This window comes from Bacillus sp. MN7755 (genome assembly GCF_054771475.1).
The window spans coordinates 91,424-114,728 of record NZ_BTRL01000017.1; the positions used below are offsets into that span (position 1 = coordinate 91,424).

The window sequence follows — 23,305 nt, forward strand, 5'->3', positions numbered from 1 at the left end:
CTTTTTCTATATATAGGGGTACTTCACTTGGAACTCAAGGGTACTCAAATCATGAATGTACTTTTAACTTTTTAAACTCTTCTGTTAAAAGAGGTACGACTTCAAATAGATCGCCAACAATGCCATAGTCAGCTACTTTGAAGATACTTGCTTCTGGGTCTTTATTAATCGCAACGATTATTTTTGAGTTAGACATACCAGCTAAATGCTGAATCGCACCAGAAATACCGCATGCAATGTATAGGTCTGGCGTAACAACTTTACCAGTTTGACCAATTTGTAATGAGTAATCACAGTACTCAGCGTCACAAGCACCACGAGATGCCCCAACAGCGCCGCCTAGTACGTCAGCTAACTCTTTTAATGGTTTAAATCCGTCTTCACTCTTCACACCACGTCCGCCAGCGATAATAACTTTCGCTTCAGAAAGATCAACACCTTCTGCTGTTTTACGGACGACATCTTGAATGATTGTACGTAGGTCTTTCACATCTACTGTAATAGAAGATACGTCACCACTGCGAGACTCATCTTTTTCAAGTGTTGCAATGTTATTTGGACGCACTGTTGCAAATAATATGCCCTCCGTTACAATCTTCTTCTCGAATGCTTTACCAGAGTAGATTGGACGAGTGAAGATCACATTTCCACCCTCAACTTCTAAAGCAGTTACGTCAGAAACTAGACCAGCTTCAAGCTTCGCTGCTAATTTTGGTGATAAATCTTTACCGAGTGCTGTATGTCCAAATACAATACCTTCTGGATTTTCTTCAGCATATACAGCTAAAAATGCTTGTGCATAACCATCAGATGTATATGATTTTAATTTATCATTTTCAACTGTCACAACGCGATCTGCACCGTAATGAATCAATTCATTTGCAAAAGAAGCAACGCTGTCTCCAACTAGAAGACCTACTACTTCACCGCCTTCTGCAATTGTTTTTGCTGCCGCTACCGCTTCAAACGAAACGTTACGTAGCGATCCATCACGAACCTCACCCATTACTAATACTTTACGAGCCATAGATTTTCCCTCCTGCATATATAATTTCGTATTTTATTAGATTACTTTCGCTTCTGTATGGAGCAACGATACAAGTTCTTTTACTTGATCTTGCAGCTCGCCTTGTAACACTTTTCCTGCATCTTTCTTAGGAGGCAAATAGATTTCAATTGTTTTTGTCTTTGCTTCCACATCATCTTCTTCTAAATCTAAATCATCTAATTCTACTTCCTCTAGTGGCTTTTTCTTCGCCTTCATAATACCTGGAAGTGATGGATAACGAGGTTCATTTAAACCTTGTTGTGCTGTTACTAATACTGGTAATGATGTTTCAATTACTTCTGTATCACCTTCAACGTCACGTTCAATTTTCACGTTTGTACCGTCAATCTCAAGTTTTGTAATTGTCGTTACGTACGGCATATTTAATGCTTCAGCTACGCGTGGACCAACTTGTCCAGATGCACCATCAATTGCAACATTTCCGCCTAAAATTAAATCTGCATCTTTATCTTTTAAATATTCAGCAAGAACTTTTGCTGTCGTGAACTGGTCACCATTTTCCACATCATCTTCAATATTAATTAATACCGCTTTATCACAGCCCATCGCTAATGCTGTACGAAGTTCTTTCTCACTATCTTCGCCACCGACTGTTACAACAGTAACTTCTCCACCTTGTGCGTCTCTTACTTGAATTGCTTCTTCAATCGCATATTCATCGTAAGGGTTGATGATGAATTCCGCTTCGCCATCGTAAATTGCACCGTTTTTAATTACGATTTTTTCTTCTGTATCAAATGTTCGTTTCATGAGTACGTAGATGTTCATTCCATTTACCCCCTTGTTTTTCAGAAAGATTCTATCAATTTTAATTTTCTGTTAATTTATATTAAAAAAATAATTGTACTACCTGCCACTAAATGAAGGCTTACGTTTTTCTAAAAACGCTGCTACACCTTCTCTTCCATCTTCACTCGTAAATACTTCACCAAAGATTTGAGCTTCGCGTTGTACACCTTCATAATAATGATACGATTTCGTCGTTTGCAATAACTCTAGTACAGCACGAGTTGTCGCTGGGCTTTTTCCAGCAATCTGTTTTGCAACTTTAAGCGTATCATCTAAAAATGTTTCTTCAGCAAAAACTCCGTTAACAAGTCCCCATTTTAATGCTTCTGCACTAGTAATCGGTGTACTTGTTAACATCATTTCACAAGCTTTCGCTTTCCCAACATAACGTGGTAATCGCTGTGTACCTGCAAATCCAGGAATTAATCCAAGTGTTAATTCAGGTAAACCAAGTTTTGTACTTTCAGTTGCAAAGCGCATGTGGCAAGACATAGCAAACTCAAGGCCGCCGCCAAGTGCCGCTCCATGAATTGCCGCGATAACTGGTTTTGAACATTTTTCAACACGCTCAAACGTAACTTGTCCAAGCTGTGCTAATTCTGTCGCTTGCTTTGCTTCAGTAACAGATGTAAATTCTTTAATATCTGCTCCTGCTGAGAAGAAGCGCCCTTCACCGTGAATAACAACAACACGAATGTTATCATCCTTCTCCACTTGATCAATTAATTCAGTAACGTCATGCATAACTTGTGAAGACATCGCGTTAGCCGGCGCATGATTTAACGTTGCCACCGCGATATGATCTTCAACTCTTACAGATAGGAATTTCAACATGATCCCTCCCATTATTGACGATAACCACAAGCTGCGATAAGTAGCCCGTGTACCGTTTTTGAAAGTGCGACCAGATCATACTTATGATCGCTCATTACCCAATTGGTCACAACTTCATCTACTGTTCCAAAGATCATTTGTCTTGCCACGCGAACATTTAAATCCGCTTGGAATTCACCTTGCTTTATACCTGTCTCTAAAATCTCATCCATAACTTGTAAGTAGCCTTTTAATACTTCATTTATTTTCAGGCGTAAGTCTTGATTGGACTGTCTTAGCTCTAATTGCGTAACGATAGCAAGAGGATCATTTTGTGACAACAGCAAGAAGTGCGTTTCTACCAACATGAATAACTTCGATACAGCGCTATCAATTCCTGCTGTTTTTTGACGAATTGTTTCGACAAATTCTCCCATTTTCTCTTGGAATAAGGATATTAATATATCTTCTTTATTTTTAAAATATAAATAAATCGTGCCATCAGCTACCCCAGCTTGCTTTGCAATTTTAGAAACTTGCGCTTGGTGGTACCCATTCTCCGCAATCACAATGACTGCCGCATCAATAATTTGATTGTATTTCGGTCTATTTTTCCTCACTTTACTGTCCCCTTCAAGAAGATGACTGAATGAATAGTCATTCATATTCTTATAATACTGACTATTTAGAAAAGTGTCAATCCTATTTTTTCAAAAAGAAAGGGCCTTAGCCCGTTTGCTCATCCTCATTCTTTCTTTTTTCTTCATCAATTAGGACACGTCGCAAGATTTTTCCGACTGTCGTTTTCGGCAGTTCATCTCTAAATTCATATACTTTAGGCACTTTATAGGCTGCTAAATATTTACGTGCAAACTGGTTTAATTCTTCCTCTGAACACTCCGCACCTTCTTTTAACACAACAAATGCTTTAACCGTCTCTCCTCGGTACGGATCTGGAACACCGATTGTCACTACTTCTTGCACCTTTTCATGTTCATATAACACTTCTTCTACTTCACGAGGATATACGTTAAAACCGCTAGCAACAATCATATCTTTCTTACGATCTTTCACATAGAAGAATCCATCTTCATCCATGTAACCAACATCCCCTGTATGAAGCCAGCCATCTTGCAATACAGCTGCTGTTTCCTCTGGCTTATTCCAATATCCTTTCATAATTTGAGGGCCTTTAACAACTATTTCACCAATTTCACCTGGAGGTAATGCCTCACCAGTTTCAAGCGACATAATTATTGCTTCTGTATCTGGCCATGGAACTCCAATACTACCTGGTACTCGCTTTTCCCATAAAAAATTACTATGTGTAACCGGAGATGATTCTGTTAAACCGTATCCCTCTACTAGTTTACCACCTGTAACTGTTTCAAACTTTTCCTGTACTTCTACTGGAAGTGGTGCTGATCCACTAATACAAGCACGAATGGAAGAGATATCGTATTGTTTTAAAAGTGAGCTATTTAAAAGAGCGATATAAATAGTTGGTGCCCCTGGGAACAATGTCACTTTATGCTTCTTAATCGCTTCAAAAACCATTTTCATATCAAACTTTGGAATCAGAACCATTTTGTATCCTTGCATAACACTCAAATTCATGACAGCCGTCATGCCGTATACGTGGAAAAACGGAAGAACTCCAAGAACAACTTCTTCTCCTTCTTTGCAATTATATAACCAGTGAACCCCCATCAACGTGTTAGAAACAAGGTTTTTATGCGTTAACATAACTCCTTTCGGAAATCCAGTTGTTCCTCCTGTGTACTGTAAAAGAGCGAGATCATTTTCAGGATCACAAGGCACTTCAACATCCGTATTCACTTCTTTTTCTACTGAGTTCCAAAGATGAGTCGTTTCACTCTCTGATACTTTCACAACTAAATTCGACTGTTTTTTCTGCACAAATGGATACAATAGATTTTTAGGGAAGGGTAAAAAGTCCGCAATACGGGTTACGATAATATGTTCAATTTTTGTAGCAGATTGAACATTCGTTACTCTTGGAAACACTAAATCGAGACAAAGAATTACTTTTGCTCCCGAATCATGAAGCTGGTATTCTAATTCTCTTTCTGTATACAGTGGATTTGTTTGTACTACGATACCTCCCGCAAGTAATGTACCGTAATAGCCAATTACAGCTTGTGGACAGTTCGGCAACATAATAGCAACTCGATCACCCTTTTCCACACCGAGCTTTTGGAGATAATTTGCAAACCTCTTCACCTTATCGTGGAAGTCTGAAAATGTAATATCCTTCCCTAAAAAGTGAAGCGCTTTCTTTTCTGGATAGCGAGAAGCCATCTGTTCTACATATCTATGAAGCGGCTGAATATCATAAGAAATCGTACTCGGAATCTCCTCTGGATAACTTTTCAACCATGGTTTTTCCACCTTCATTCCCCCTTCAAATACATAAAAAATAAATGAATGTTCATTCATGATGGTTGTTTTCATTATATTATAGTCGCCATAACGTTACAATCATAATATTCTGACTTTTATATAACTATGCTTTACTTCATTAACTTCTTATTATATGTAGAAACTCTCCTAATCTTCAAAGAGTAAGAGAGTTATTATTTAGCTTAATCTTATTATCGTTAACACAGCTCCTGGTGTAGTTGTTGATAATGTTGCAACAGCTAACAAACCAAATAGTTGCAAACTAATAGCACTTCCAGCCGCAAGAGTGGTAATAATTGTTGCACTAAACGATGTGGTCGCTAATGCAGGAGAATTGATAGTCCCAGCAAGGGGTGCACCATTAATTGTAATTCGTGAACTTACTAATAACGAAGCTGTTATGTTAATTGTATATGAAATATAATAATTCCCAGCATTTGCAACCGTAAATACCGTATTTCCCCCAGACACAGTAATTCCGGGACCAATGTTTTGATTATTTGGAAGCGGGACATTCGTTCCACCAAGAAGTACCGATATTGCTGTCCCCGACGTATTATTTGCAAATGCATACGTCGCCGTTATACTTGTACCAGTTGCTCCAGTTTCACCTGTTGGCCCTGTTGAGCCTGTTATTCCCGTCGCTCCTGTTGAACCCGTTGCCCCTGTTATTCCCGTCGCTCCTGTTGGACCCGTTGCTCCTGTTATTCCCGTCGCCCCTGTTGGACCCGTTGCTCCTGTTGGGCCTGTATCACCTGTCGGACCCGTTGCTCCTGTTATTCCCGTCGCTCCTGTTGAACCCGTTGCCCCTGTTATTCCCGTCGCCCCTGTTGGACCCATTGCTCCTGTTGGGCCTGTATCACCTGTCGGACCCGTTGCTCCTGTTAGGCCTGTATCACCTGTCGGACCCGTCGCTCCTGTTGGGCCTGTGTCGCCCGTTGGACCCGTTGCTCCTGTTAGGCCTGTATCACCTGTCGGACCCGTTGCTCCTGTTAGGCCTGTGTCGCCCGTTGGACCCGTCGGACCTGTTGGGCCCAGCTTAGGAACTGTCCCATCGCAACTAAAACAGCATGAATCAACATGTACACCATTTTGATTATTACACCCACAATATCCATTTATATTATTACTCCATAAAGACATGTTGATCACTTCCTTTACATTCGATCTTTTAAGTACAATCAACGAGTTAGAAAACAACTATCTAAATAACAAAGACATACTTTGCCTAGTGGGGATAAACACAGATTTATTCCATACATTCTAGTAACTATTACATGCGATTCTCACTCTTTTTGCTTGTACTTTCGCCCCATCTCCACAGATGATTAACCACACATATTACGCTTTCGTACACAGCCAAGTTCCCATTTAAACTCCCTATATTCTCCAATTTTTTAGTAAAGAGGCTTATTCTTCCTAAATAGCGACCATGATATATAAAAATCCGTATAATTTGTTGTTTTTCGTCAAAATTTTAAAAAAATATTGACACTTAAAATATCCTCATAGTATGATTTTGGTGTTGTAATTGATAACCATTTTCACTTATGGTGCTAGTTACAAAAAACACTTAATTTGGGGGCAGAAGATGAAGAAAATTCTCAGTATTTTCATAGTAGTTCTTCTATTCGCTGTTGGATGTGGACAGCAAAAAGAGGAGAAAAAAGAAACAAAGACAGACGCTAAGAAACAAGCTATAACAATTAAACACGCTGAGGGGGAAACAAAATTAGATAAACCAGCGAAAAAAGTTGTTGTACTTGAGTGGGTATATTCAGAAGACTTATTAGCACTTGGTGTTCAGCCAGTAGGGATGGCAGACATTAAGAATTATAATAAATGGGTAAATACAGAAACAAAACCAGGTAAAGATGTTGTAGATGTAGGGACACGTCAACAACCAAACTTAGAGGAAATTAGCCGTCTAAAACCAGATTTAATTATCACAGCTTCATTCCGTGGTAAAGCAATTAAAAATGAATTAGAACAAATCGCTCCTACAGTTATGTTCGATCCATCAACAAGCAATAACGATCACTTTGCTGAAATGACAGAAACATTTAAACAAATCGCAACAGCTGTCGGAAAAGAAGAAGAAGGTAAAAAAGTATTAGCTGATATGGATAAAGCATTCGCTGATGCAAAAGCAAAAATTGACAAAGCAGGCTTAAAAGATAAAAACATCGCAATGGCACAAGCATTTACTGCTAAAAACGTGCCAACATTCCGCATCTTAACTGACAATTCTACAGCTTTACAAGTTACAAAAAAATTAGGTTTAACAAACACTTTTGAAGCGGGTAAATCAGAGGCAGATGGTTTCAAACAAACAACTGTAGAATCATTACAAAGTGTACAAGATTCAAACTTCATTTACATTGTAGCGGATGAAGATAACATTTTTGACACGAAACTAAAAGGCAATCCTGCTTGGGAAGAATTAAAGTTCAAAAAAGAAAACAAAATGTATAAATTAAAAGGCGACACTTGGATTTTCGGTGGTCCTGAGTCTGCAAAATCTTTAGCAACACAAGTAGCAGATGTAATGACAGCGAAGAAGTGATTACACGATGAATAGCTTACAACATACACTTCGAGCAAGTCTTGTATTCGGAGGAGGAGCAGCTCTCTTGCTCCTCCTTTTCTTTATTCATATCGGACAAGGTCAAGCAAATATTTCCTATAGTATGATTATTGATGCTCTTATCTCACCGAACCAATCGCTAGAGCATCAAACTTTAATCATGCTTCGATTACCTAGAGCTGTAATTGCCATTTTAGCTGGAGGTGCTCTTGCTGCATCTGGGGTCATTTTACAAACGTTAACGAAAAATCCACTTGCTGAATCCAGTACAATGGGTATTCACTCTGGTGCATATTTCTTTCTAGTAGCGGCTACAATTTTCTTACCGAAAGGTCTGCAAATTAACTCACTTCTTTTCACATTTATCGGTGGTGCTATTACTGCTTTATTTGTATACCGTATTTCTGGTGGAAAAAAGGGAACTCCACTTAGAATGGCACTAGCTGGTATGGTCGTTACATTAATGCTTTCTGCCTTTACTGGAACGATGCAACTTTTCTATGAAAATGAAACAGCTGGTTTATTTTTATGGGGAGCTGGCTCTCTTATTCAAAATAACTGGGATGGCGTTCAATTTGCTTTTCCATTTATCATTATTTCTTTCCTAGTTTTACTATTTATGTCTCGTAAACTCAACATTCTCTTACTCGGTGATGATGTTGCTGTTTCTCTTGGCGAAAAAACAGCGGTAACACGTCTTATCGCCTTCATTGCTGCAATCTTTTTAACAGCAGTAATTGTTACTGTTGTTGGACCAATCGGTTTTGTCGGCTTAGTTGCCCCTCATTTAATGCGCCTGATCGGATACCGCCAACACCTTACTCTTCTTCTCTCTTCCTTCTTATGGGGAGCAGTATTATTACTTGGAGCAGATGTTGTCGGTAGATTAATAGATCCAACCGGTGCAGAACTTCCTGTTGGGGCAGTCACGGCAATGATTGGATCGCCTTGGCTTATTTACTTAGTGTATCGAATGATGAAGTCGATACACTATATGAATGATAACGGTGCGAATGCTGCTGGAGCTAGTTCTCGCTATTACTCTTATAAAAAGGTAATCATTATATCTATCACACTTTGTATTGTGACGATTGCTCTTGGTGTTACAATCGGTAGTAACGCTTATATCGAAAGCATTACAAATGTTATATCAGGGCAATTAACGCAATTTGATAAAAATATGATGATGAACCTTCGTTTACCAAGAATGCTCGTTGCTGCTATTGCTGGCGCTTGCCTTGCAATAAGCGGGCTTGTTTTCCAAGGTATATTACGAAACCCACTCGCCGATCCTTCTATTATTGGCATTTCATCGGGAGCTGGTGTTGGTGCTTTAACTATTATGTATGTCTTTCCTGCACTTCCTGGTTTCTTCCTACCAATTGGTGCATTTATCGGCGGATTACTTGCAGTTGGAATTGTCCTCTTCTTCTCATGGAAATCAGGATTTAGCCCAACAGCTCTGGCTTTAATAGGAATCGGTATTTCAGCTCTCGGCTCAGCGATTATTCAAATCTTTATCGTTAGAGCAAATTTGAACGTTGCTGCCGGTTTAACATGGCTATCAGGTAGTACGTATGCAAGAGGATGGAATCACTTAGAAAATATCATTCTATATCCATCACTTATTCTCGTACTCATTATCTTTTTCTTAATAAAACAACTTGATGTTCTCGTACTTGGAGACGATTTAGCAACTGGACTCGGGCAACCAGTAAATAAAACGCGCCTTGCCCTCATTGTGTTAGCAACACTACTTGCATCTGTAAATATCGCAGCTGTCGGTACAATTGCCTTTTTAGGCCTTGTCGCACCACACTTAGCGCGAATCGTTGTTGGAATGAATCACCAAAGACTCTTCGTTTGTTCAGCACTGTTTGGAGCAATCCTTCTTTCCATTGCTGACTTACTAGGACGAACAATTGCATACCCGAAAGAAATCCCTTCTGGTCTTGTCGTTGCTGTACTTGGAGCACCTTATTTCTTATGGTTAATGAGGAAGAGTGGGAAGAAGGTTAATTAAAAAAGAGGCTTCTTATGTGAGAAGCCTCTTTTTTTAATTCATTCTCATAAGCCTAAAGGAAACTATCTTTTTTTCACGAATTTAACCTTTGAACATAACTAGGGGGGATAAATATGTATCAAACTATTGAAGGCTTCTTGCAATCATGGACATACGAGGCTGAGTCTACTCAAAAGATGCTCGATGTACTAACAGATGAATCTTTGTCAAAAGAAATCGCACCTGGGCACTGGACGTTAGGCAGAGTTGCTTGGCATATCGTGACGGCAATTCCAGTTATACTATCTGGTACGGGACTTAAATTTGAAGGGGAAACGAAAGATTATCCTGTTCCAACTTCAGCTAAAACAATCGCTGATGAGTATCGTAAAGTGAATGCGGCTTTTGTTGAAGCACTTCAAAGCGAATGGACTGATCAAGATTTAGCAACTATTAATGACTTCTTTGGTCGTCCTATGCCGAATTCTATATTTTTAATGACACTTATTAATCATCAAAATCACCACCGCGGACAAATGACGGTTTTAATGAGGCAAGCTGGCTTAACAGTTCCTGGCGTATATGGTCCTGCAAAAGAAGAATGGACTGCCGCTGGAATGGAAGCTCCTAAAATGTAACAACAAAAAAGACAAGATGTTTACAAATCTTGTCTTTTTCTGTAACTTGTTTCATGTGAAACTATTTTTTCTAAATGGTTGTTTTATGGAAAAGATAGGTTAAAATGAATACATATTATGAAGAGGAGTAACCAAATTGAATACAAAAAATAAAAAAATAGCTATGGGAACTATTTTACTAACTTCTATTATTGGAGTTATTAGTGTATCTCTTTATTTCACCTATTATGGTACCCCTTGGGGAAAACAAGCAGCAATTACTGAATCAAAAGAGTATATTACAAAATACTTTAATCTAGATGCGGAAGTCAAAAATACTTCTTACGATGCTAAAATGAATAGCTATGCAATCTCCTTTGAAACAAGTACCGACGGAGAGTTTACTATCGAATATAAAAGTCCTAATAACTTTAACATTTCTCCAGGAGTGCAAGAGTATTTAAGCACACACTCTAAATTTACAGAGTAGTAACGAAGCATACATATACAAAAAAGAGTTGGTGTGACGCCAACTCTTTTTACGTATTCTTATCATACAGTTATATCTTCCTTCTCTATATTTTTAATTCCGTAATATGCAATCACAACTCCAATTGCTGCCAATGCTAGTTGAAGGGGAAGAAAAGTTGCTATAGGAAACATTGGGTTGTCATTCATTGCAATTGAGACAATGATAAGAGATGAAACAATTGTAGTTGGCACTGAACGTTTACGCATTCCGAAATATAATGGGATTAAACTCATTCCCGCAGTTGCAATGGCTAAAGGAATCAGTTTTATTCCTTCTTGCATCAATTGATCTACTGTGAATGAATTAGGAATAATTGAAAAATAGCTATCTATCCCAAAGAAAACTCCTACTACTAAAATGTTAGATACAATAACTGTTATAAATGTTACTATCGCTGTAATAGCCAACTTACTAGCCATCATTTTCTTTCGGTTAATAGGATAAGAAAACATGATTAGTATTGTATTATTTTTATATTCACCAATTATTAACCTTGCGATTAATACACTACCAAAAACAATAAATGTTGCTCTTACTACTGTACTAGCCATTAACAAAATCATCTGCGGATCTCTTATTTCAGGATCTCCTTCTATTTGAGAAACGATGCTAACAAAGATCAAGAATGCCAGTATAACAAGATTTGCAATAATCGCTCCCCTCACATACCATCCAAGCTTAAACTTCTTCAGTTCTAGCTTCATTAAACGTAGCATGATAGTGTCCTCCTTTCTCATAAGACTTAATCAATATAAATGACTCCTGTTTCACTTAAAATCTTCGCTTCGTTTTTTGCATCACCAATAGTTCCTTCTTTTATCTTTTCTGTATTTTTATCTTTCTTAAGTCCTTTTAAATCTATCATTACGTCAGTCGAATTACTTTTAGCCGTAAGTTTCAATGATGCCGGAACACCTTTATACCGTACGCCAATATCTCCTGATTTTGTTTCTATAAATAATGATTTTCCTTCTGTCATATCTTTTAGTAATACTTCCCCAGATGTTGAAGTAATGTTCATATTTTCGTTTTTTACATTTTTTACATAATTACCGCCAGTAGTAGAAGTTATATTTACTTCTTGTAATGAACTATCTTTTAACATTAAATCTCCACTTTCGGATATGAACTCACTCTTCTCTGCCGATAATCCTGTAATCATTGCATCTCCAGACTTGCCTTTTGTCACGATATTTTTTACTACTATATCTCTTATTTTCACATCACCCGATTTATTATTTAATACAATTTTATCTATTTCTTTCTTCGGAATAGCTATAGATATACTATTTTTCTTCCTAAACGTAAAACCATTAAAAACACTGGTCACCTTTTGTTTTTGCTTAATCACAATTTTATTTTTGTCATTTTCTATTTTGACGGGATCTATCTCTTTATCTACTTGTTGACCTTGGACGGAAATTACTATTTTATTAGAGTCTGTACTTTTAAATTCAATATCCCAGTTTTCATTGTCTACTTCTATTTCTTTTATATTATTTATCTCAAAAGACTTTTCTTTCTTAAAATCTTTCCCCTGAAATACCTTAAAACCAAAAAACATACTAGCAATTGTAATGAATAATATTGCAATTACTATTATTTTTTTCACCATTCATACCCCAGTTCGTTGTTGTTTTAAGCTTGCTTCACGCCACATCGATCTTGTCGATTTTACGATACGATAGATAACTAATGAAAATTCCTAATAAACAGAGCACTATTGGGATAGCTATAAAATCATACATACTTACTTGACCGTTTCCAGGACCAACGTTACTGTTCGTCATCATCCCAATTATTACTGCAGAAGTAATCGTTGTCGGTGTTGATTTCTTTCTCATCCCAAAAAATAAAGGAATTAAACTAATACCAGATATCATAAATGCACTTATAAAAGTAGCTGGAACGATAGCTATTATTTCCCCCATCGTAACAGGCGTTTCAAGTAGTCCCATTATTGGATTCATACAGAACATGAGCAAACTAATAATGAATGTTGCGATTATCGTGCTCACAAAGCAAAAACTAAAAACAATTGCTAATTTCGCTCTCATTAGCATTTTCCTTTGCAGTGGGTACATAAATAGTAGCTGTATTGTTTTGTTCTTGTATTCATCAATCACTAAACGTGATAAAATAACCGATGCAAAAATAATAAATGTAATTCTAATAAGAATATTTGCTAAAGACATGTATTCCATATAGTTAGAGAACATCAAATCACCCTCTACTTTAGACCCCCATGCCATAAGACTTATCGCAGCAAAAATTGCTATAATACAAATCGCTACTCCTTTAAAATAACTAGATAATTTATGTTTTTTCCATTCGAGTTTCATTAATTTAAACATATAAACCACGCCTCCATTCTTTATATAACTCTCTCTACGCTGTTAACATTCTAATTCCAGCAGTAATTACGCTTAACATTCCTATCACTAATAGAATTAACAACCATTTCCGCTCTGGTTTCCTATAATATAAAATCCCACTTATGAACATTACGATCAATCCACTTACTAGATTCACTAACAATCCATTAAGCATGAATGCCCTCTCCATCCATTACATTTAAGAAATACTCTTCTAAGGAACTATGTTTCTTATTTATACTTTCAATTTCCACATCGTTCATAATAAGTGCTTTTGAAATGGCCTGCTGAGACACTGCCGTATCATACACACGAATCATATTTCCGCTCATTATTTTATAATTTTTTATGCCGAGTTTATCTTCTAAAATGTAAGCTGCACGCTTCACATCAGGAACAGTAATTTCAATGTACTCTGTTTGTTTTCCGTTAATACTCTTCATTGAAACTTCTTTTATTAGTTTTCCATTTTGAATTACACCAATTGTATCCGCCATTAGTTCCATCTCACCTAAAATATGACTAGAAACTAATAATGTAATGCCATATTCTTTGCAGAGCATTTTAAATAAGTCTCGTAACTCTTTAATACCAATTGGATCTAAACCGTTTATGGGTTCGTCTAAAATGAGTAATTCTGGCTTCGTTACAATTGCCCTTGCAATACCGAGTCGTTGTTTCATTCCTAATGAAAAATCTTTTACTTTTTTATTATCTATTCCTTGCAGTTTTACTAAATGTAAAGCATGATTAATTGCGTTTTTATCGTAATAACCCATATATTCACAATGTAATTCTAAGTTTTCTTTCGCCGTTAATTTATCATAAAAGATTGGATATTCAATAATTGTCCCCATTCTTTTTAATACTTCATACGATGTGTCTATTAACTTCTCACCGAAAATTTCAATATCACCACTCGTCGGTTTTATTAAATTTGTAATCATTTTCATAATCGTTGTTTTACCAGCACCATTGGGTCCTAAGAAACCGTATATCTCTCCTTTTTTCACATGCATGTTAACGCTAGAAATAACTTCTTTCCCTTTAAACACTTTTGTCAGCTGGTTCGTTTTTAATATATATGTCACGTCACTTACCCCTTTCGCACTACTTTATATTTCTATAATAGACAACGGAAATCTCTTTTTTCTTACCCGTTTCTTACAAATTCCTTACGCTGCAAAAAAGCTTGTAGAATCTACTTCTCTACAAGCTAAAACTGCATCTTTTTTAATACAACTGTAAAAATTGTTTTTTCATACGGCTTACTAGAAAGATGAATTTTTCCATCCATCGCTTCCACAAGCCTTTTCGTAATCGTTAACCCTAAACCGCTTCCTTGGTACAATCTATTTCTTGAATCTTCAAGTGTGTACATACGCTCAAACACTTTATCAATATGAGACTCATCAATTCCTTTTCCTTTGTCCCATACGTCTATATACACATTCGTTTCATCATCTCTTAACATCATACCAAGTGTCTTTCCATCGTCTCCATATGTAATCGCATTTGATATTAAATTATTCAATACCCTGCCTAATACTTCTACATTTCCAAGTGCATATATATTTCTTTCTGGTATATCAATATGAACATGAAAACCTTTTGCCGTCACTAAATCATAAAAAGATAAAATCTTCTCACGACAAACTTCATTCATATTTACTTTTGTCATTTCGATTGCCTTGTCACCAGATTCTAACTTTGCTAAATCAAAAAACTTATGAATCAATTCCATTACTTCTAGTGTTTTCACACGCACTTTTTCAAGTAATATTTGTTGTTCTTCTTTACTTATCGTTTTATCCTTATTTAACATTTCTGTATATCCAAGAATAACTGTTAGTGGCGTCTTTAAATCATGTGAAATATTTGAAAGCATTTTTCTCATCGAAATTTCTACTTTTGCATGATCTGCATTCGTTTTCTGTTTTGCATCTAACAATTCATTAATTGCCACTAATAATTTTTGCAATTCTAGATCATCTGTCATAACGAGTAACTTCTCGCCGGTTTTTTCATTTACAATACTTTCTAACTTTTCATATGTGTATCGTAAATTTTTACTACTATTTTTTCTCATTTTATACTGTATGTAAATGACACATAACAATATAAAAATAATACCTATTAACAAATTGACCATATTACATCACTTCCAACTTATAACCGATACCCCATAACGTTTTAATGTATTCTGGATTAGATGGATCACTTTCGATTTTCTCACGCAATCTTCTCATATGAACATTAATAACGTTATCGTCACCATAATACTCTTCGTTCCAAACTAGCGTATATATTTGTGCTTTTGTAAATACACGATTTTGATTCTTTACAAACAGTTTTAGAATCTCAAATTCTTTTAAAGTAAGCTTGAGAGGCTTCCTATTTTTTTCCACAGTAAAATTAATTGGATCGATTGTTAAATCACCAATTTGAATCATCTTTTCTGTTGTTTCTGTAGTCGAATATTTCGTAGATCTTCGAATACCTGCTTTTACACGCGCCGCCAATTCAATCATAGAAAATGGCTTACAAATGTAATCATCTGCTCCAAGTCCTAATCCAACAGCTTTATCAACATCTGTATCTTTTGCTGACATCATTAATATCGGAACCGCACTTTTTTCACGAATGATACGCACAACCTCTAAGCCATCTAGCTTTGGCATCATAATGTCGAGGATAATCAAATCAAATGAACCTTTTAAATATGTGTTCACGCCTTCTTCTCCATCAGATGCGATTGTAACTTGAAAGCCCTCTTTTATTAAATACTTTTCCACCATCTCTTGAATTGAGCGATCATCTTCAACTAATAAAATATGATGTGACATATGTCTATCCCCTTTTTACAAACGTTAACAATTCAATTGTATCGTAACTACTACAGACTTGAAACAAATATATGAATTTTCAAACCAACTTCCCTTCCTTCCTTAACAATGATATGATGAAATTCACTACGATTGTTCATAATTAACTTTATATAAAGGAGACTTATCATGTCAGAAAACAAAAAAGTAAGCTTAGCTGATTTAATGCGTGAACAACTTGCAAAGAAAAAGCAAGGAAATGGAAATAACTTAAATAATACGAACCAAAGCCAAGAAACAAAAAAATTGCAAAACCAACAAACGAAAAAAACAAACAACCAACGTAGACGTACAGGTGTATAAATGAACGGACAAAAACGTTCTAATATCGCACCCGGCCTTGAAGTTGATATTGTATTAAAACAAGATCAACGTACCGGCAAATTAACACGTGGAATTGTAAAAGATATTTTAACGAACTCTCCTTCTCATCCGCATGGCATTAAAGTGCGATTGCAGGACGGGCAAGTCGGTAGAGTACAAAATATCGTTCAATAAGAAAAGGAGCTCAAGTAAACTCGAGCTCCTTTTTCTTTATTACCCTTTAATTTTCTCGATGAAAACTACCTTTAAATAGTCTCCTTCTTTAAATTGATCGATTGTACGGAAATCTTCTGGTAAAGAATGTTCTTCTAATATTTTATATTTTCCATTCATTTCTTTAAATGCTGTATCGATAAAGCATTTAAACTTTTTCATATCGAATGCGCTACAATTTGTAGAAGCAACGATAATTCCGTTATTTTCTGTAATGGCAATTGTTTCTTTTAATAAATTTTTATAATCTTTCGCTGCACTAAATGTATATTTTTTTGAACGCGCAAAGCTTGGAGGGTCAAGTACGACCATATCAAATTTCATCTTTTTCTTAGCTGCATATTTGAAGTAAAGAAATACATCTTCTACGATAATGTCTTGCGCTTCATAATCAACTTCATTTACACTAAACTGCTCAATCGTTTTACTTAAACTACGATTTGCAAGGTCGACACTCGTCGTTTTACTCGCTCCACCAAGGGCTGCAAATACAGAGAAAGCACCTGTATAAGAGAACATATTTAGCACTGTTCTTCCCTTCGCATACTTATCACGAATTTGTTTTCGAACGTTACGCTGATCTAAAAATACACCAACCATCGCTCCGTCGTTTAAATACACCGCAAAGTTCGCACCATTCTCTTTTACGATAAGTGGGAACTCCCCGCGCTCTCCTGCTACGAAATCATCACCTTCAATGTATTTCCCTTTCGTATCAAAACGCTTTTTCTCATAAATACCTTTAAAGTTTGCTACTTTTTGAAGAGCTGCTATGATTTCATCTCTGAAAGTATAGATTCCTTCACTATACCAGCTCACTACATAATAACCGTCATAATAATCGATGATTAAGCCTCCAAGACCATCACCTTCGCCATTTAAGACACGGAATGCTGTCGTATCATTTGATTTGTAAAATTGTTTTCGTTTATGTAAGGCAGATTTTATTTTACTTTCAAAGAAAGATTGATTAATTTGTTCACTCTCTTTTCTCGTTAAAATCCAGCCGTATCCTTTATTTTGTTTTCCATAATAACCTTTTCCGACAAAGTTGTTCTTCTCATCTACTACTTTGATGATTGTCCCTTCTTCACGGACGTCATTTAAATTTTGAATTGCATCTTTTAAAATAAGCGGATATCCACTTTTAATTTCTTTTATAAATTTCGGTTTTATTTTTACAGTTACTTCTGATCGCATATAATAACTTCCTTTCCATTTGCATGCTTTCTCTATAGGAAGCATTTCAAAAACGAGACTGAAAAACAGCCTCGTTTCACTATACCATATTATTGCTTTGCTAGTACAACTCGCTCATTCTCTCGCTTAACCACCATATATTTACTACATTTTGAAATGGAAATCTTACTGTCCAAAACAATAAAAAAACTTATTTATTTTACATTTACCATTGACAATGATAATGATTTTCATTATCATTTAATGTATATGAGTTCTCGAAAACAAAGGCAATATTTATAGGAGGAATAAACATGATTATTGTTACAAATACAGCTAAAATTACAAAGGGAAATGGACATAAATTAATTGAACGTTTTAATAAAGTAGGTCAAGTCGAAACGATGCCAGGCTTTTTAGGTTTAGAAGTTCTTTTAACGCAAAATACAGTTGATTATGATGAAGTAACAATTAGCACACGTTGGAATGCAAAAGAAGATTTCCAAGGTTGGACGAAGAGCTCAGCATTTAAAGATGCTCACTCACATCAAGGCGGGATGCCAGATTATATTCTTGATAATAAAATCACTTACTACAATGTTGAAGTTGTACGTATGCCAATGGCTGCAGCACAGTAAACATATTTCTTTTTTAAAGTATAGAATACGAGAAGCGTTACCACCTCTCATATTCTATACTTTTTTATTTACTGTCTTTTTTCTAGTTTCGCATGCACGACTAACCTTCCTGCTTCCGGATCGAGTGCATAGTCACACGTCGAAAGTGTTACGATTTGATCACTTGCTGTCAATTTTGTATCCGTTTTGTACAACGATTTTTCTTGAATTTTCTCCAAAAATGATGTGTATTCCGTATCACTGCTAAAATCCGTTTCAATGTAATAAAAATCAGTTGTTGTTGTATACACCGAGAACACTTCAAGATCATATCCTTCAAATAATGTATCGTAATATAATTTACGATGCGACATGAAGAACTCTTCATCTAACATTTTCTTTAAACTTCCAAACATAGAACCATCTTTCATACGATGACCATATAAAATAGTATTTCGATTTTGAGATTTCACATCATTACGATAGTCCATAAAGATGCTTCCTGCTCTCATTTCTTCACCTTTATAATTACGAAATAAATAGTAATCATTGTCTTTCGCTTGAACGATTGGATAATTAATTTGTGTATCATCCATCGTAACCCATCCAACTATTTCTTGGTTAATTTGCTGCAGAGCCTTGAACTGTTTACGTACTTCCCCGTCTTGTGATTGCTCTTCCATCGGACTTTTTTCATAAATGTTTTGTGCTTCGGCCATTACTTTACGATTTTCATAGTAATCCATGAAAATATCACCTAATTCATATACTGAATAGAAAAAGGTACCTAAAAAAACAACTGTAAGTATTCGTTGAAAAAAAGAATTCTTCTTCCGTTCTTTTTTACTACTCAAATTATCACCTCAAAACGGATTGTTCGCATATTTAAATACCCATTGGGACCATATACAACCCTGTATCTTCATCTTGCTTTACAACGACATCTACACCGTATATCGTCTTTATCATACTTTCTGTCACAACATCATTTGGCTTACCTTTCGTAACAATTTCGCCGTCTTTCATAACAATGATATGATCACTATAGCGAATCGCCTGATTAATATCGTGTAATACCATAACAATCGTCAATCCATGTACTTCATTTAACTCTTTTACTAGCTCTAAGATTTCGAGTTGATAATAAATATCTAAATAGGTTGTCGGTTCATCTAAAAAGAGCATTGGTGTTTTCTGAGCTAACGTCATAGCAATCCAAACACGTTGTCTTTCTCCGCCAGATAACGCATGAATCTCTTTATCACGTTTACTTAGCAAATTCGTACATGCTAAAGCCCTTTCGATCGCTTCTCTATCTTCATTGGTTTGCGAGGAAAAAACATTTTTATGAGGCATACGACCAAAACTTGTTAATTTTTCTACCGTCATATCTGCCGGTGCTTCATTTTGTTGATGGACAACGGCTAACTTTCTAGCAAACTCTTTCGGTTTATATTGGCTAATGGCCTTCCCATCCAGTATTACCTCTCCGCTACGAGGATCGTGATTTCTTGACATCACGCCAAGTAATGTCGATTTCCCGCAACCGTTTGGACCAATAATTGTTGTAATTTTACCAATCTCTATTTCACTACTAACCGACTTTAATCGATCCGTTACATTATCATACGAAAAGGTTACATTTTTAATTTCCATGAACTTTATCACTCTTTCTAAGCAAGAATATTAAGAATGGGCCACCAATAACTGCCATAATCGTCGCTGCTGGAATTTCGTTAGGTGGCACAATTAACCTTCCAATCGTATCCGCCGTCAAAATTAATAACGCTCCTGCAAGAGCAGAAAATGGAATTAATACTTTATGATCTGAACCGACTAGTTGTCTTGAAATGTGCGGAACGAGTAATCCTACGAAAGCAATAACACCTGCAATCGCTGTTGATACTGCTGCTAAGAGTACTGCAATAGCAGAGATAATAAGACGAACTCTCGTCACGTGCAGACCTAAGTTTTTCGCAGTCTTATCTTGTAGCGATAATAAGTTACACCAAGCTCCTACAAACAGTGCAAGAATAAGACCAATTGTTCCATACGTAACCATTATTTCTACATCGCCCCACGTCTTCATCGTTATATTAGAAGTCGTCGTTTGCTTAATACTCTTAATGAAATATCCGCAAATCGTAATGAACGATTCATTTAATCCAGTGAACATCGCATTAATAGCTATACCAACTAAAATAATGCGAAGTGGACTTAACCCCGACTTCCACGAAAATGCATAAACGAGATAACATGCAAACGCACCACCTAAAAAGGCGAATATCGGTGTCCAGAAAAAGAATTGCGGGAATAACGTAATAATAACAAGTGTCATAAAACTTGCTCCTGAAGATATACCAATCACTCCAGCATCAGCGAGTGGATTTTTCATAACAGCTTGAAAAAGCACACCCGAAACGGCAAGAGCCGCCCCAGTGAACAGCGCAATAATAATACGCGGGAAACGTAAATCTTTAATGACTTCAACATCTTCATTGGCCCCTGTAAATATCCCTTGTACAAGGTCCACTATCCCTATTTCTAAACTCCCTTTCATTGCTGACAATGATGTCATAACAATAAGCAATACAGTAACAATGAAGAAACTCCAAGTTTTTTTATTCATTCCACTCTTCCTTTATATTAAAATGCATCACGGATACATCATTTTCTTCAATTCATCTAACGCTTCTGTTGCTTCTAAATTCCCTGTCGTTCCAAATAAACGCTCTTCTAAATCGTAAACACGATTATTTTTAACTGCAGCGAAGTGTTTCCAAATATCATTTGTTTTAAATTCTTTATCAAACATTTTTACAACTTCATCAGGCATACCATGCGCTGCTCGTAAAATAATGTCTGGATCTGCTTTTTTTAAATACTCTGTATTAGAAGCTAAATACTCTACTTGCTCACCTTGTACGATGTTTTTGCCACCTAATTGTTTCACTAAATCTCCAATATAAGAATGCTCTGTTGCTACCAAATAACTCCCCGGTACACCTAATAAAATAAGCACTGTCGGTTCTTTCTTTCCCTTTACTGCTTTTTTAATCTCTGCAACCTTGTTATCTAACTTCGTAACAACGACTTCAGCCTGTTTTTCACGTCCATATTGCTTACCTAAATTACTAATGGAATTTTGCATGTTTTTTAAACTAGTTAAGTCTACAAAGTTCGCTTTCATACCTACACCATCAAAAACTGGCTTTAATTCATATTCAAGTGTTGTCACAGATAATACTTCTGACGGCTTTAATGATTTTACCTTTTCCATATCAGGACTCATCGGATTCCCGACTTCTGGTAAACCTTTATATCTCTTTGGTAAATCTTTCGTACTTGTTGGAACACCAACTAAATCTACTTCTAACGCGTCCATAATTTCAGTAACAGCGACTGTCGTTGCAACAATTCGCTCTTTACTATCACTCTTTACCTGCTTCGCTGTTTCTTTTTTTGGTGATGAGCACCCAGCTATACTTATTAACAGAATGATAGCCATTAGTACACTTGCGATTTTCTTCACTCTCAATCACCACTCCTTTCCAAACAATATGAAACAAGTCTTGATGCACGCGAACACGCATCAAGACTCCAAAAATTACAATCTACCAGCTCTATATTTACGAACTAATAAAGCAAGTGACCCTAGCAGTAGCACCATGTATAAACCAAGTTGTGCTGTATCTGCAGTTTTTGAATTTTTCTCTTTTTTCTCACCATTACCTGTAGCTTCGTTTTTCTTCTTACCATCTGCATTTCGGTTAAAATCAGGAGTACCTACTGTTTTTACATTATCTACTTTCGGTGTAATCACTGGATTATTCGGATTATTTTTCGGATCTTTTTTTGGATCCTCTTTAATCGTTCCTAATGCACCAATATTATTTGTATCAAATTGAATTTGGACATCGTAGAAATGATGGTAGTTCATTTCATTGATATCAACTTTTACTTTTGCATTTAATTTTGCAAACAAATCACTTACTTCAAAATGCACTACTCTCGTATTTGCATTTTTATCTTCGCTTACTACTTTCGCATCAGCAAAAAGACTGTTATTTTCTGTTTGGAATTTCGTAATCCATGCACTATTTTTCAACGTCATCTCAATGTACTTTTTACCATCTTTAACGATTAATTTTGCTGGATGTACAGTATAGTCATGCATCTTTGAAAGTTCATTTGTTTTATCTTTTAACACTTTAAATGGAATATCATATTGACCATCTATTAAATTTCTCGGATCAACTTTTACTTTCGGTGTATCATTTCCACCTTGATTATTGATTACGCCTTGGTTATTATTTCCACCTTTGCCGTTGTTTTCACCTTGAATATTACTTCCACCTTGATCATTGTTTACACTTTGATCCTCATTACCGCCTTGATTGTTACCTAAAAACTTGATGCTACCTTCATCAAATACAAATTGAACATCGTAGAAATGGTGATAATTCATTGCATCAATATCTACTTTTACTTTTGCATTTAATTTTTTAGCTAAATCATCTACTTCTAACTCTACTACTTTTGTATTTTGCTCTTTATTCTCACTTAACACTTTTGCGTTAACAAAAGAGCCATTCTTCTCAAACTCAAATTTTGTAATCCATGCACTATTCGTTAATGTAAACGATACATACTTCTTACCATCTTTCACTTTTAGTACAGCTGGACTCTTTGTATATGTGTTCATGATTGAAATTTCGTCTGTTTGATCTTTTAAAACTTTAAAACCAATGCTGTATTCACCATCTTTAAGAGCTTTTGGATCAATGGTTGTGTTATTACCTTGGTTGCCGTTTCCACCTTGGTTGCCGTTTCCGCCTTGGTTGTCGTTTCCGCCTTGATTATCGTTTCCGCCTTGGTT

The 23,305-nt window shown here is 36.0% G+C and carries 26 protein-coding genes; 7 read left to right on the forward strand and 19 right to left on the reverse strand.

Translation table 11 applies throughout. The annotated features are described in order from the left end of the window. Positions 1–49: 49 nt before the first annotated feature. From etfA to ACYVEC_RS19700, 6 genes are all read right to left on the reverse strand, one after another. On the reverse strand, positions 50–1,027 hold the full coding sequence (gene etfA / locus ACYVEC_RS19675) for an electron transfer flavoprotein subunit alpha (protein ID WP_063224773.1): 978 nt from the start codon (positions 1,025–1,027) through the stop codon (positions 50–52). A 36-nt stretch (positions 1,028–1,063) separates the two neighbouring features. Beyond that, entirely contained in the window at positions 1,064–1,837 is a 774-nt protein-coding gene (etfB, locus tag ACYVEC_RS19680; protein ID WP_063224772.1) for an electron transfer flavoprotein subunit beta, read from the reverse strand. 78 nt (positions 1,838–1,915) lie between these two features. After that, positions 1,916–2,692 carry an enoyl-CoA hydratase gene (locus ACYVEC_RS19685; protein WP_063224771.1) on the reverse strand — a complete coding sequence of 259 codons (777 nt, stop codon included), beginning with the start codon at positions 2,690–2,692 and terminating at the stop codon, positions 1,916–1,918. An 11-nt stretch (positions 2,693–2,703) separates the two neighbouring features. Further along, positions 2,704–3,291, reverse strand: coding sequence for a TetR/AcrR family transcriptional regulator (locus tag ACYVEC_RS19690; protein ID WP_460507972.1), 588 nt, complete (start codon positions 3,289–3,291; stop codon positions 2,704–2,706). A gap of 106 nt (positions 3,292–3,397) precedes the next feature. After that, a complete protein-coding gene (locus ACYVEC_RS19695) occupies positions 3,398–5,083 on the reverse strand; it encodes a long-chain-fatty-acid--CoA ligase (protein WP_063224770.1) in 1,686 nt (561 codons plus the stop codon). 189 nt (positions 5,084–5,272) lie between these two features. After that, positions 5,273–6,238: a collagen-like protein gene (locus ACYVEC_RS19700; RefSeq protein ID WP_142332793.1), complete on the reverse strand. Its 966-nt coding sequence runs from the start codon at positions 6,236–6,238 to the stop codon at positions 5,273–5,275. A gap of 448 nt (positions 6,239–6,686) precedes the next feature. Between ACYVEC_RS19700 and ACYVEC_RS19705 the strand changes: the two genes are divergently transcribed. From ACYVEC_RS19705 to ACYVEC_RS19720, 4 genes are all read left to right on the forward strand, one after another. Further along, positions 6,687–7,661 carry an ABC transporter substrate-binding protein gene (locus ACYVEC_RS19705; RefSeq protein ID WP_063224769.1) on the forward strand — a complete coding sequence of 325 codons (975 nt, stop codon included), beginning with the start codon at positions 6,687–6,689 and terminating at the stop codon, positions 7,659–7,661. 7 nt (positions 7,662–7,668) lie between these two features. Beyond that, positions 7,669–9,705, forward strand: coding sequence for a Fe(3+)-hydroxamate ABC transporter permease FhuB (fhuB, locus tag ACYVEC_RS19710; RefSeq protein ID WP_460507977.1), 2,037 nt, complete (start codon positions 7,669–7,671; stop codon positions 9,703–9,705). Between the two features lie 113 nt (positions 9,706–9,818). Continuing rightward, the gene (locus tag ACYVEC_RS19715; protein ID WP_063224767.1) at positions 9,819–10,322 is read left to right on the forward strand and encodes a DinB family protein; all 504 of its coding nucleotides are present in this window, start codon (positions 9,819–9,821) and stop codon (positions 10,320–10,322) included. A gap of 136 nt (positions 10,323–10,458) precedes the next feature. After that, positions 10,459–10,791 (forward strand): YfjL-like protein, encoded by a 333-nt coding sequence (locus tag ACYVEC_RS19720; protein WP_016109156.1) that lies wholly within the window; start codon positions 10,459–10,461, stop codon positions 10,789–10,791. 62 nt (positions 10,792–10,853) lie between these two features. Here ACYVEC_RS19720 and ACYVEC_RS19725 read toward each other — a convergent pair whose 3' ends face one another. The 7 genes from ACYVEC_RS19725 to ACYVEC_RS19755 form a co-directional block, all read right to left on the reverse strand. Further along, a complete protein-coding gene (locus tag ACYVEC_RS19725; RefSeq protein WP_063224766.1) occupies positions 10,854–11,549 on the reverse strand; it encodes an ABC transporter permease in 696 nt (231 codons plus the stop codon). A 26-nt stretch (positions 11,550–11,575) separates the two neighbouring features. Beyond that, a complete protein-coding gene (locus tag ACYVEC_RS19730) occupies positions 11,576–12,448 on the reverse strand; it encodes a DUF4097 family beta strand repeat-containing protein (RefSeq protein ID WP_063224765.1) in 873 nt (290 codons plus the stop codon). A 34-nt stretch (positions 12,449–12,482) separates the two neighbouring features. Beyond that, the gene (locus tag ACYVEC_RS19735; protein WP_063224764.1) at positions 12,483–13,187 is read right to left on the reverse strand and encodes an ABC transporter permease; all 705 of its coding nucleotides are present in this window, start codon (positions 13,185–13,187) and stop codon (positions 12,483–12,485) included. Between the two features lie 34 nt (positions 13,188–13,221). Next, on the reverse strand, positions 13,222–13,383 hold the full coding sequence (locus tag ACYVEC_RS19740) for a hypothetical protein (RefSeq protein ID WP_162840214.1): 162 nt from the start codon (positions 13,381–13,383) through the stop codon (positions 13,222–13,224). Further along, positions 13,376–14,299, reverse strand: a complete 924-nt coding sequence (locus ACYVEC_RS19745; RefSeq protein WP_063224763.1) for an ABC transporter ATP-binding protein — start codon at positions 14,297–14,299, stop codon at positions 13,376–13,378. Before ACYVEC_RS19745 ends, ACYVEC_RS19740 begins: the two co-directional genes overlap by 8 nt. A gap of 125 nt (positions 14,300–14,424) precedes the next feature. Beyond that, positions 14,425–15,360 carry a HAMP domain-containing histidine kinase gene (locus ACYVEC_RS19750; protein ID WP_063224762.1) on the reverse strand — a complete coding sequence of 312 codons (936 nt, stop codon included), beginning with the start codon at positions 15,358–15,360 and terminating at the stop codon, positions 14,425–14,427. A gap of 1 nt (position 15,361) precedes the next feature. Next, the gene (locus ACYVEC_RS19755) at positions 15,362–16,054 is read right to left on the reverse strand and encodes a response regulator transcription factor (protein ID WP_063224761.1); all 693 of its coding nucleotides are present in this window, start codon (positions 16,052–16,054) and stop codon (positions 15,362–15,364) included. A gap of 168 nt (positions 16,055–16,222) precedes the next feature. Here ACYVEC_RS19755 and ACYVEC_RS19760 point away from each other — a divergent pair, with 168 nt between their 5' ends. Together ACYVEC_RS19760 and ACYVEC_RS19765 are read left to right on the forward strand one after the other, a co-directional pair. Then, positions 16,223–16,396, forward strand: coding sequence for a hypothetical protein (locus ACYVEC_RS19760; protein ID WP_063224760.1), 174 nt, complete (start codon positions 16,223–16,225; stop codon positions 16,394–16,396). Next, entirely contained in the window at positions 16,397–16,591 is a 195-nt protein-coding gene (locus tag ACYVEC_RS19765; RefSeq protein ID WP_001014310.1) for a YwbE family protein, read from the forward strand. Positions 16,592–16,630: 39 nt separating this feature from the next. On the opposite strand, the gene ACYVEC_RS19770 is transcribed toward ACYVEC_RS19765, so the two are convergent. Then, positions 16,631–17,830, reverse strand: a complete 1,200-nt coding sequence (locus tag ACYVEC_RS19770) for a class I SAM-dependent rRNA methyltransferase (protein ID WP_460507987.1) — start codon at positions 17,828–17,830, stop codon at positions 16,631–16,633. 293 nt (positions 17,831–18,123) lie between these two features. Here ACYVEC_RS19770 and isdG point away from each other — a divergent pair, with 293 nt between their 5' ends. Then, positions 18,124–18,447, forward strand: a complete 324-nt coding sequence (gene isdG, locus ACYVEC_RS19775) for a heme oxygenase (RefSeq protein ID WP_060632463.1) — start codon at positions 18,124–18,126, stop codon at positions 18,445–18,447. Between the two features lie 68 nt (positions 18,448–18,515). On the opposite strand, the gene srtB is transcribed toward isdG, so the two are convergent. From srtB to ACYVEC_RS19800, 5 genes are all read right to left on the reverse strand, one after another. Beyond that, entirely contained in the window at positions 18,516–19,280 is a 765-nt protein-coding gene (srtB, locus tag ACYVEC_RS19780) for a class B sortase (RefSeq protein WP_460507990.1), read from the reverse strand. Between the two features lie 31 nt (positions 19,281–19,311). Then, complete coding sequence (locus tag ACYVEC_RS19785; RefSeq protein WP_063224758.1) at positions 19,312–20,082, reverse strand: ABC transporter ATP-binding protein; 771 nt, start codon at positions 20,080–20,082, stop codon at positions 19,312–19,314. Then, positions 20,072–21,055 carry a FecCD family ABC transporter permease gene (locus ACYVEC_RS19790; protein WP_063224757.1) on the reverse strand — a complete coding sequence of 328 codons (984 nt, stop codon included), beginning with the start codon at positions 21,053–21,055 and terminating at the stop codon, positions 20,072–20,074. The genes ACYVEC_RS19785 and ACYVEC_RS19790 overlap by 11 nt, the downstream gene beginning before the upstream one ends. Positions 21,056–21,082: 27 nt before the next feature. After that, positions 21,083–21,964, reverse strand: a complete 882-nt coding sequence (gene isdE / locus ACYVEC_RS19795; protein ID WP_063224756.1) for a heme ABC transporter substrate-binding protein IsdE — start codon at positions 21,962–21,964, stop codon at positions 21,083–21,085. Positions 21,965–22,033: 69 nt separating this feature from the next. Then, positions 22,034–23,305 (reverse strand): NEAT domain-containing protein (locus ACYVEC_RS19800; RefSeq protein WP_460507995.1); only part of this gene is annotated, 1,272 nt, incomplete at its 5' end.

Coding starts and splice junctions, on each gene's coding strand:
- etfA (WP_063224773.1), bottom strand. CDS start 1,027: ATGGCTCGTAAAGTATTAGTAATGGGTGAGGTTCGTGATGGATCGCTA.
- etfB (WP_063224772.1), bottom strand. CDS start 1,837: ATGAACATCTACGTACTCATGAAACGAACATTTGATACAGAAGAAAAA.
- ACYVEC_RS19685 (WP_063224771.1), bottom strand. CDS start 2,692: ATGTTGAAATTCCTATCTGTAAGAGTTGAAGATCATATCGCGGTGGCA.
- ACYVEC_RS19700 (WP_142332793.1), bottom strand. CDS start 6,238: ATGTCTTTATGGAGTAATAATATAAATGGATATTGTGGGTGTAATAAT.
- ACYVEC_RS19705 (WP_063224769.1), top strand. CDS start 6,687: ATGAAGAAAATTCTCAGTATTTTCATAGTAGTTCTTCTATTCGCTGTT.
- fhuB (WP_460507977.1), top strand. CDS start 7,669: ATGAATAGCTTACAACATACACTTCGAGCAAGTCTTGTATTCGGAGGA.
- ACYVEC_RS19715 (WP_063224767.1), top strand. CDS start 9,819: ATGTATCAAACTATTGAAGGCTTCTTGCAATCATGGACATACGAGGCT.
- ACYVEC_RS19725 (WP_063224766.1), bottom strand. CDS start 11,549: ATGCTACGTTTAATGAAGCTAGAACTGAAGAAGTTTAAGCTTGGATGG.
- ACYVEC_RS19730 (WP_063224765.1), bottom strand. CDS start 12,448: ATGGTGAAAAAAATAATAGTAATTGCAATATTATTCATTACAATTGCT.
- ACYVEC_RS19735 (WP_063224764.1), bottom strand. CDS start 13,187: ATGTTTAAATTAATGAAACTCGAATGGAAAAAACATAAATTATCTAGT.
- ACYVEC_RS19740 (WP_162840214.1), bottom strand. CDS start 13,383: ATGCTTAATGGATTGTTAGTGAATCTAGTAAGTGGATTGATCGTAATG.
- ACYVEC_RS19750 (WP_063224762.1), bottom strand. CDS start 15,360: ATGGTCAATTTGTTAATAGGTATTATTTTTATATTGTTATGTGTCATT.
- ACYVEC_RS19755 (WP_063224761.1), bottom strand. CDS start 16,054: ATGTCACATCATATTTTATTAGTTGAAGATGATCGCTCAATTCAAGAG.
- ACYVEC_RS19760 (WP_063224760.1), top strand. CDS start 16,223: ATGTCAGAAAACAAAAAAGTAAGCTTAGCTGATTTAATGCGTGAACAA.
- ACYVEC_RS19765 (WP_001014310.1), top strand. CDS start 16,397: ATGAACGGACAAAAACGTTCTAATATCGCACCCGGCCTTGAAGTTGAT.
- ACYVEC_RS19770 (WP_460507987.1), bottom strand. CDS start 17,830: ATGCGATCAGAAGTAACTGTAAAAATAAAACCGAAATTTATAAAAGAA.
- isdG (WP_060632463.1), top strand. CDS start 18,124: ATGATTATTGTTACAAATACAGCTAAAATTACAAAGGGAAATGGACAT.
- ACYVEC_RS19785 (WP_063224758.1), bottom strand. CDS start 20,082: ATGGAAATTAAAAATGTAACCTTTTCGTATGATAATGTAACGGATCGA.
- ACYVEC_RS19790 (WP_063224757.1), bottom strand. CDS start 21,055: ATGAATAAAAAAACTTGGAGTTTCTTCATTGTTACTGTATTGCTTATT.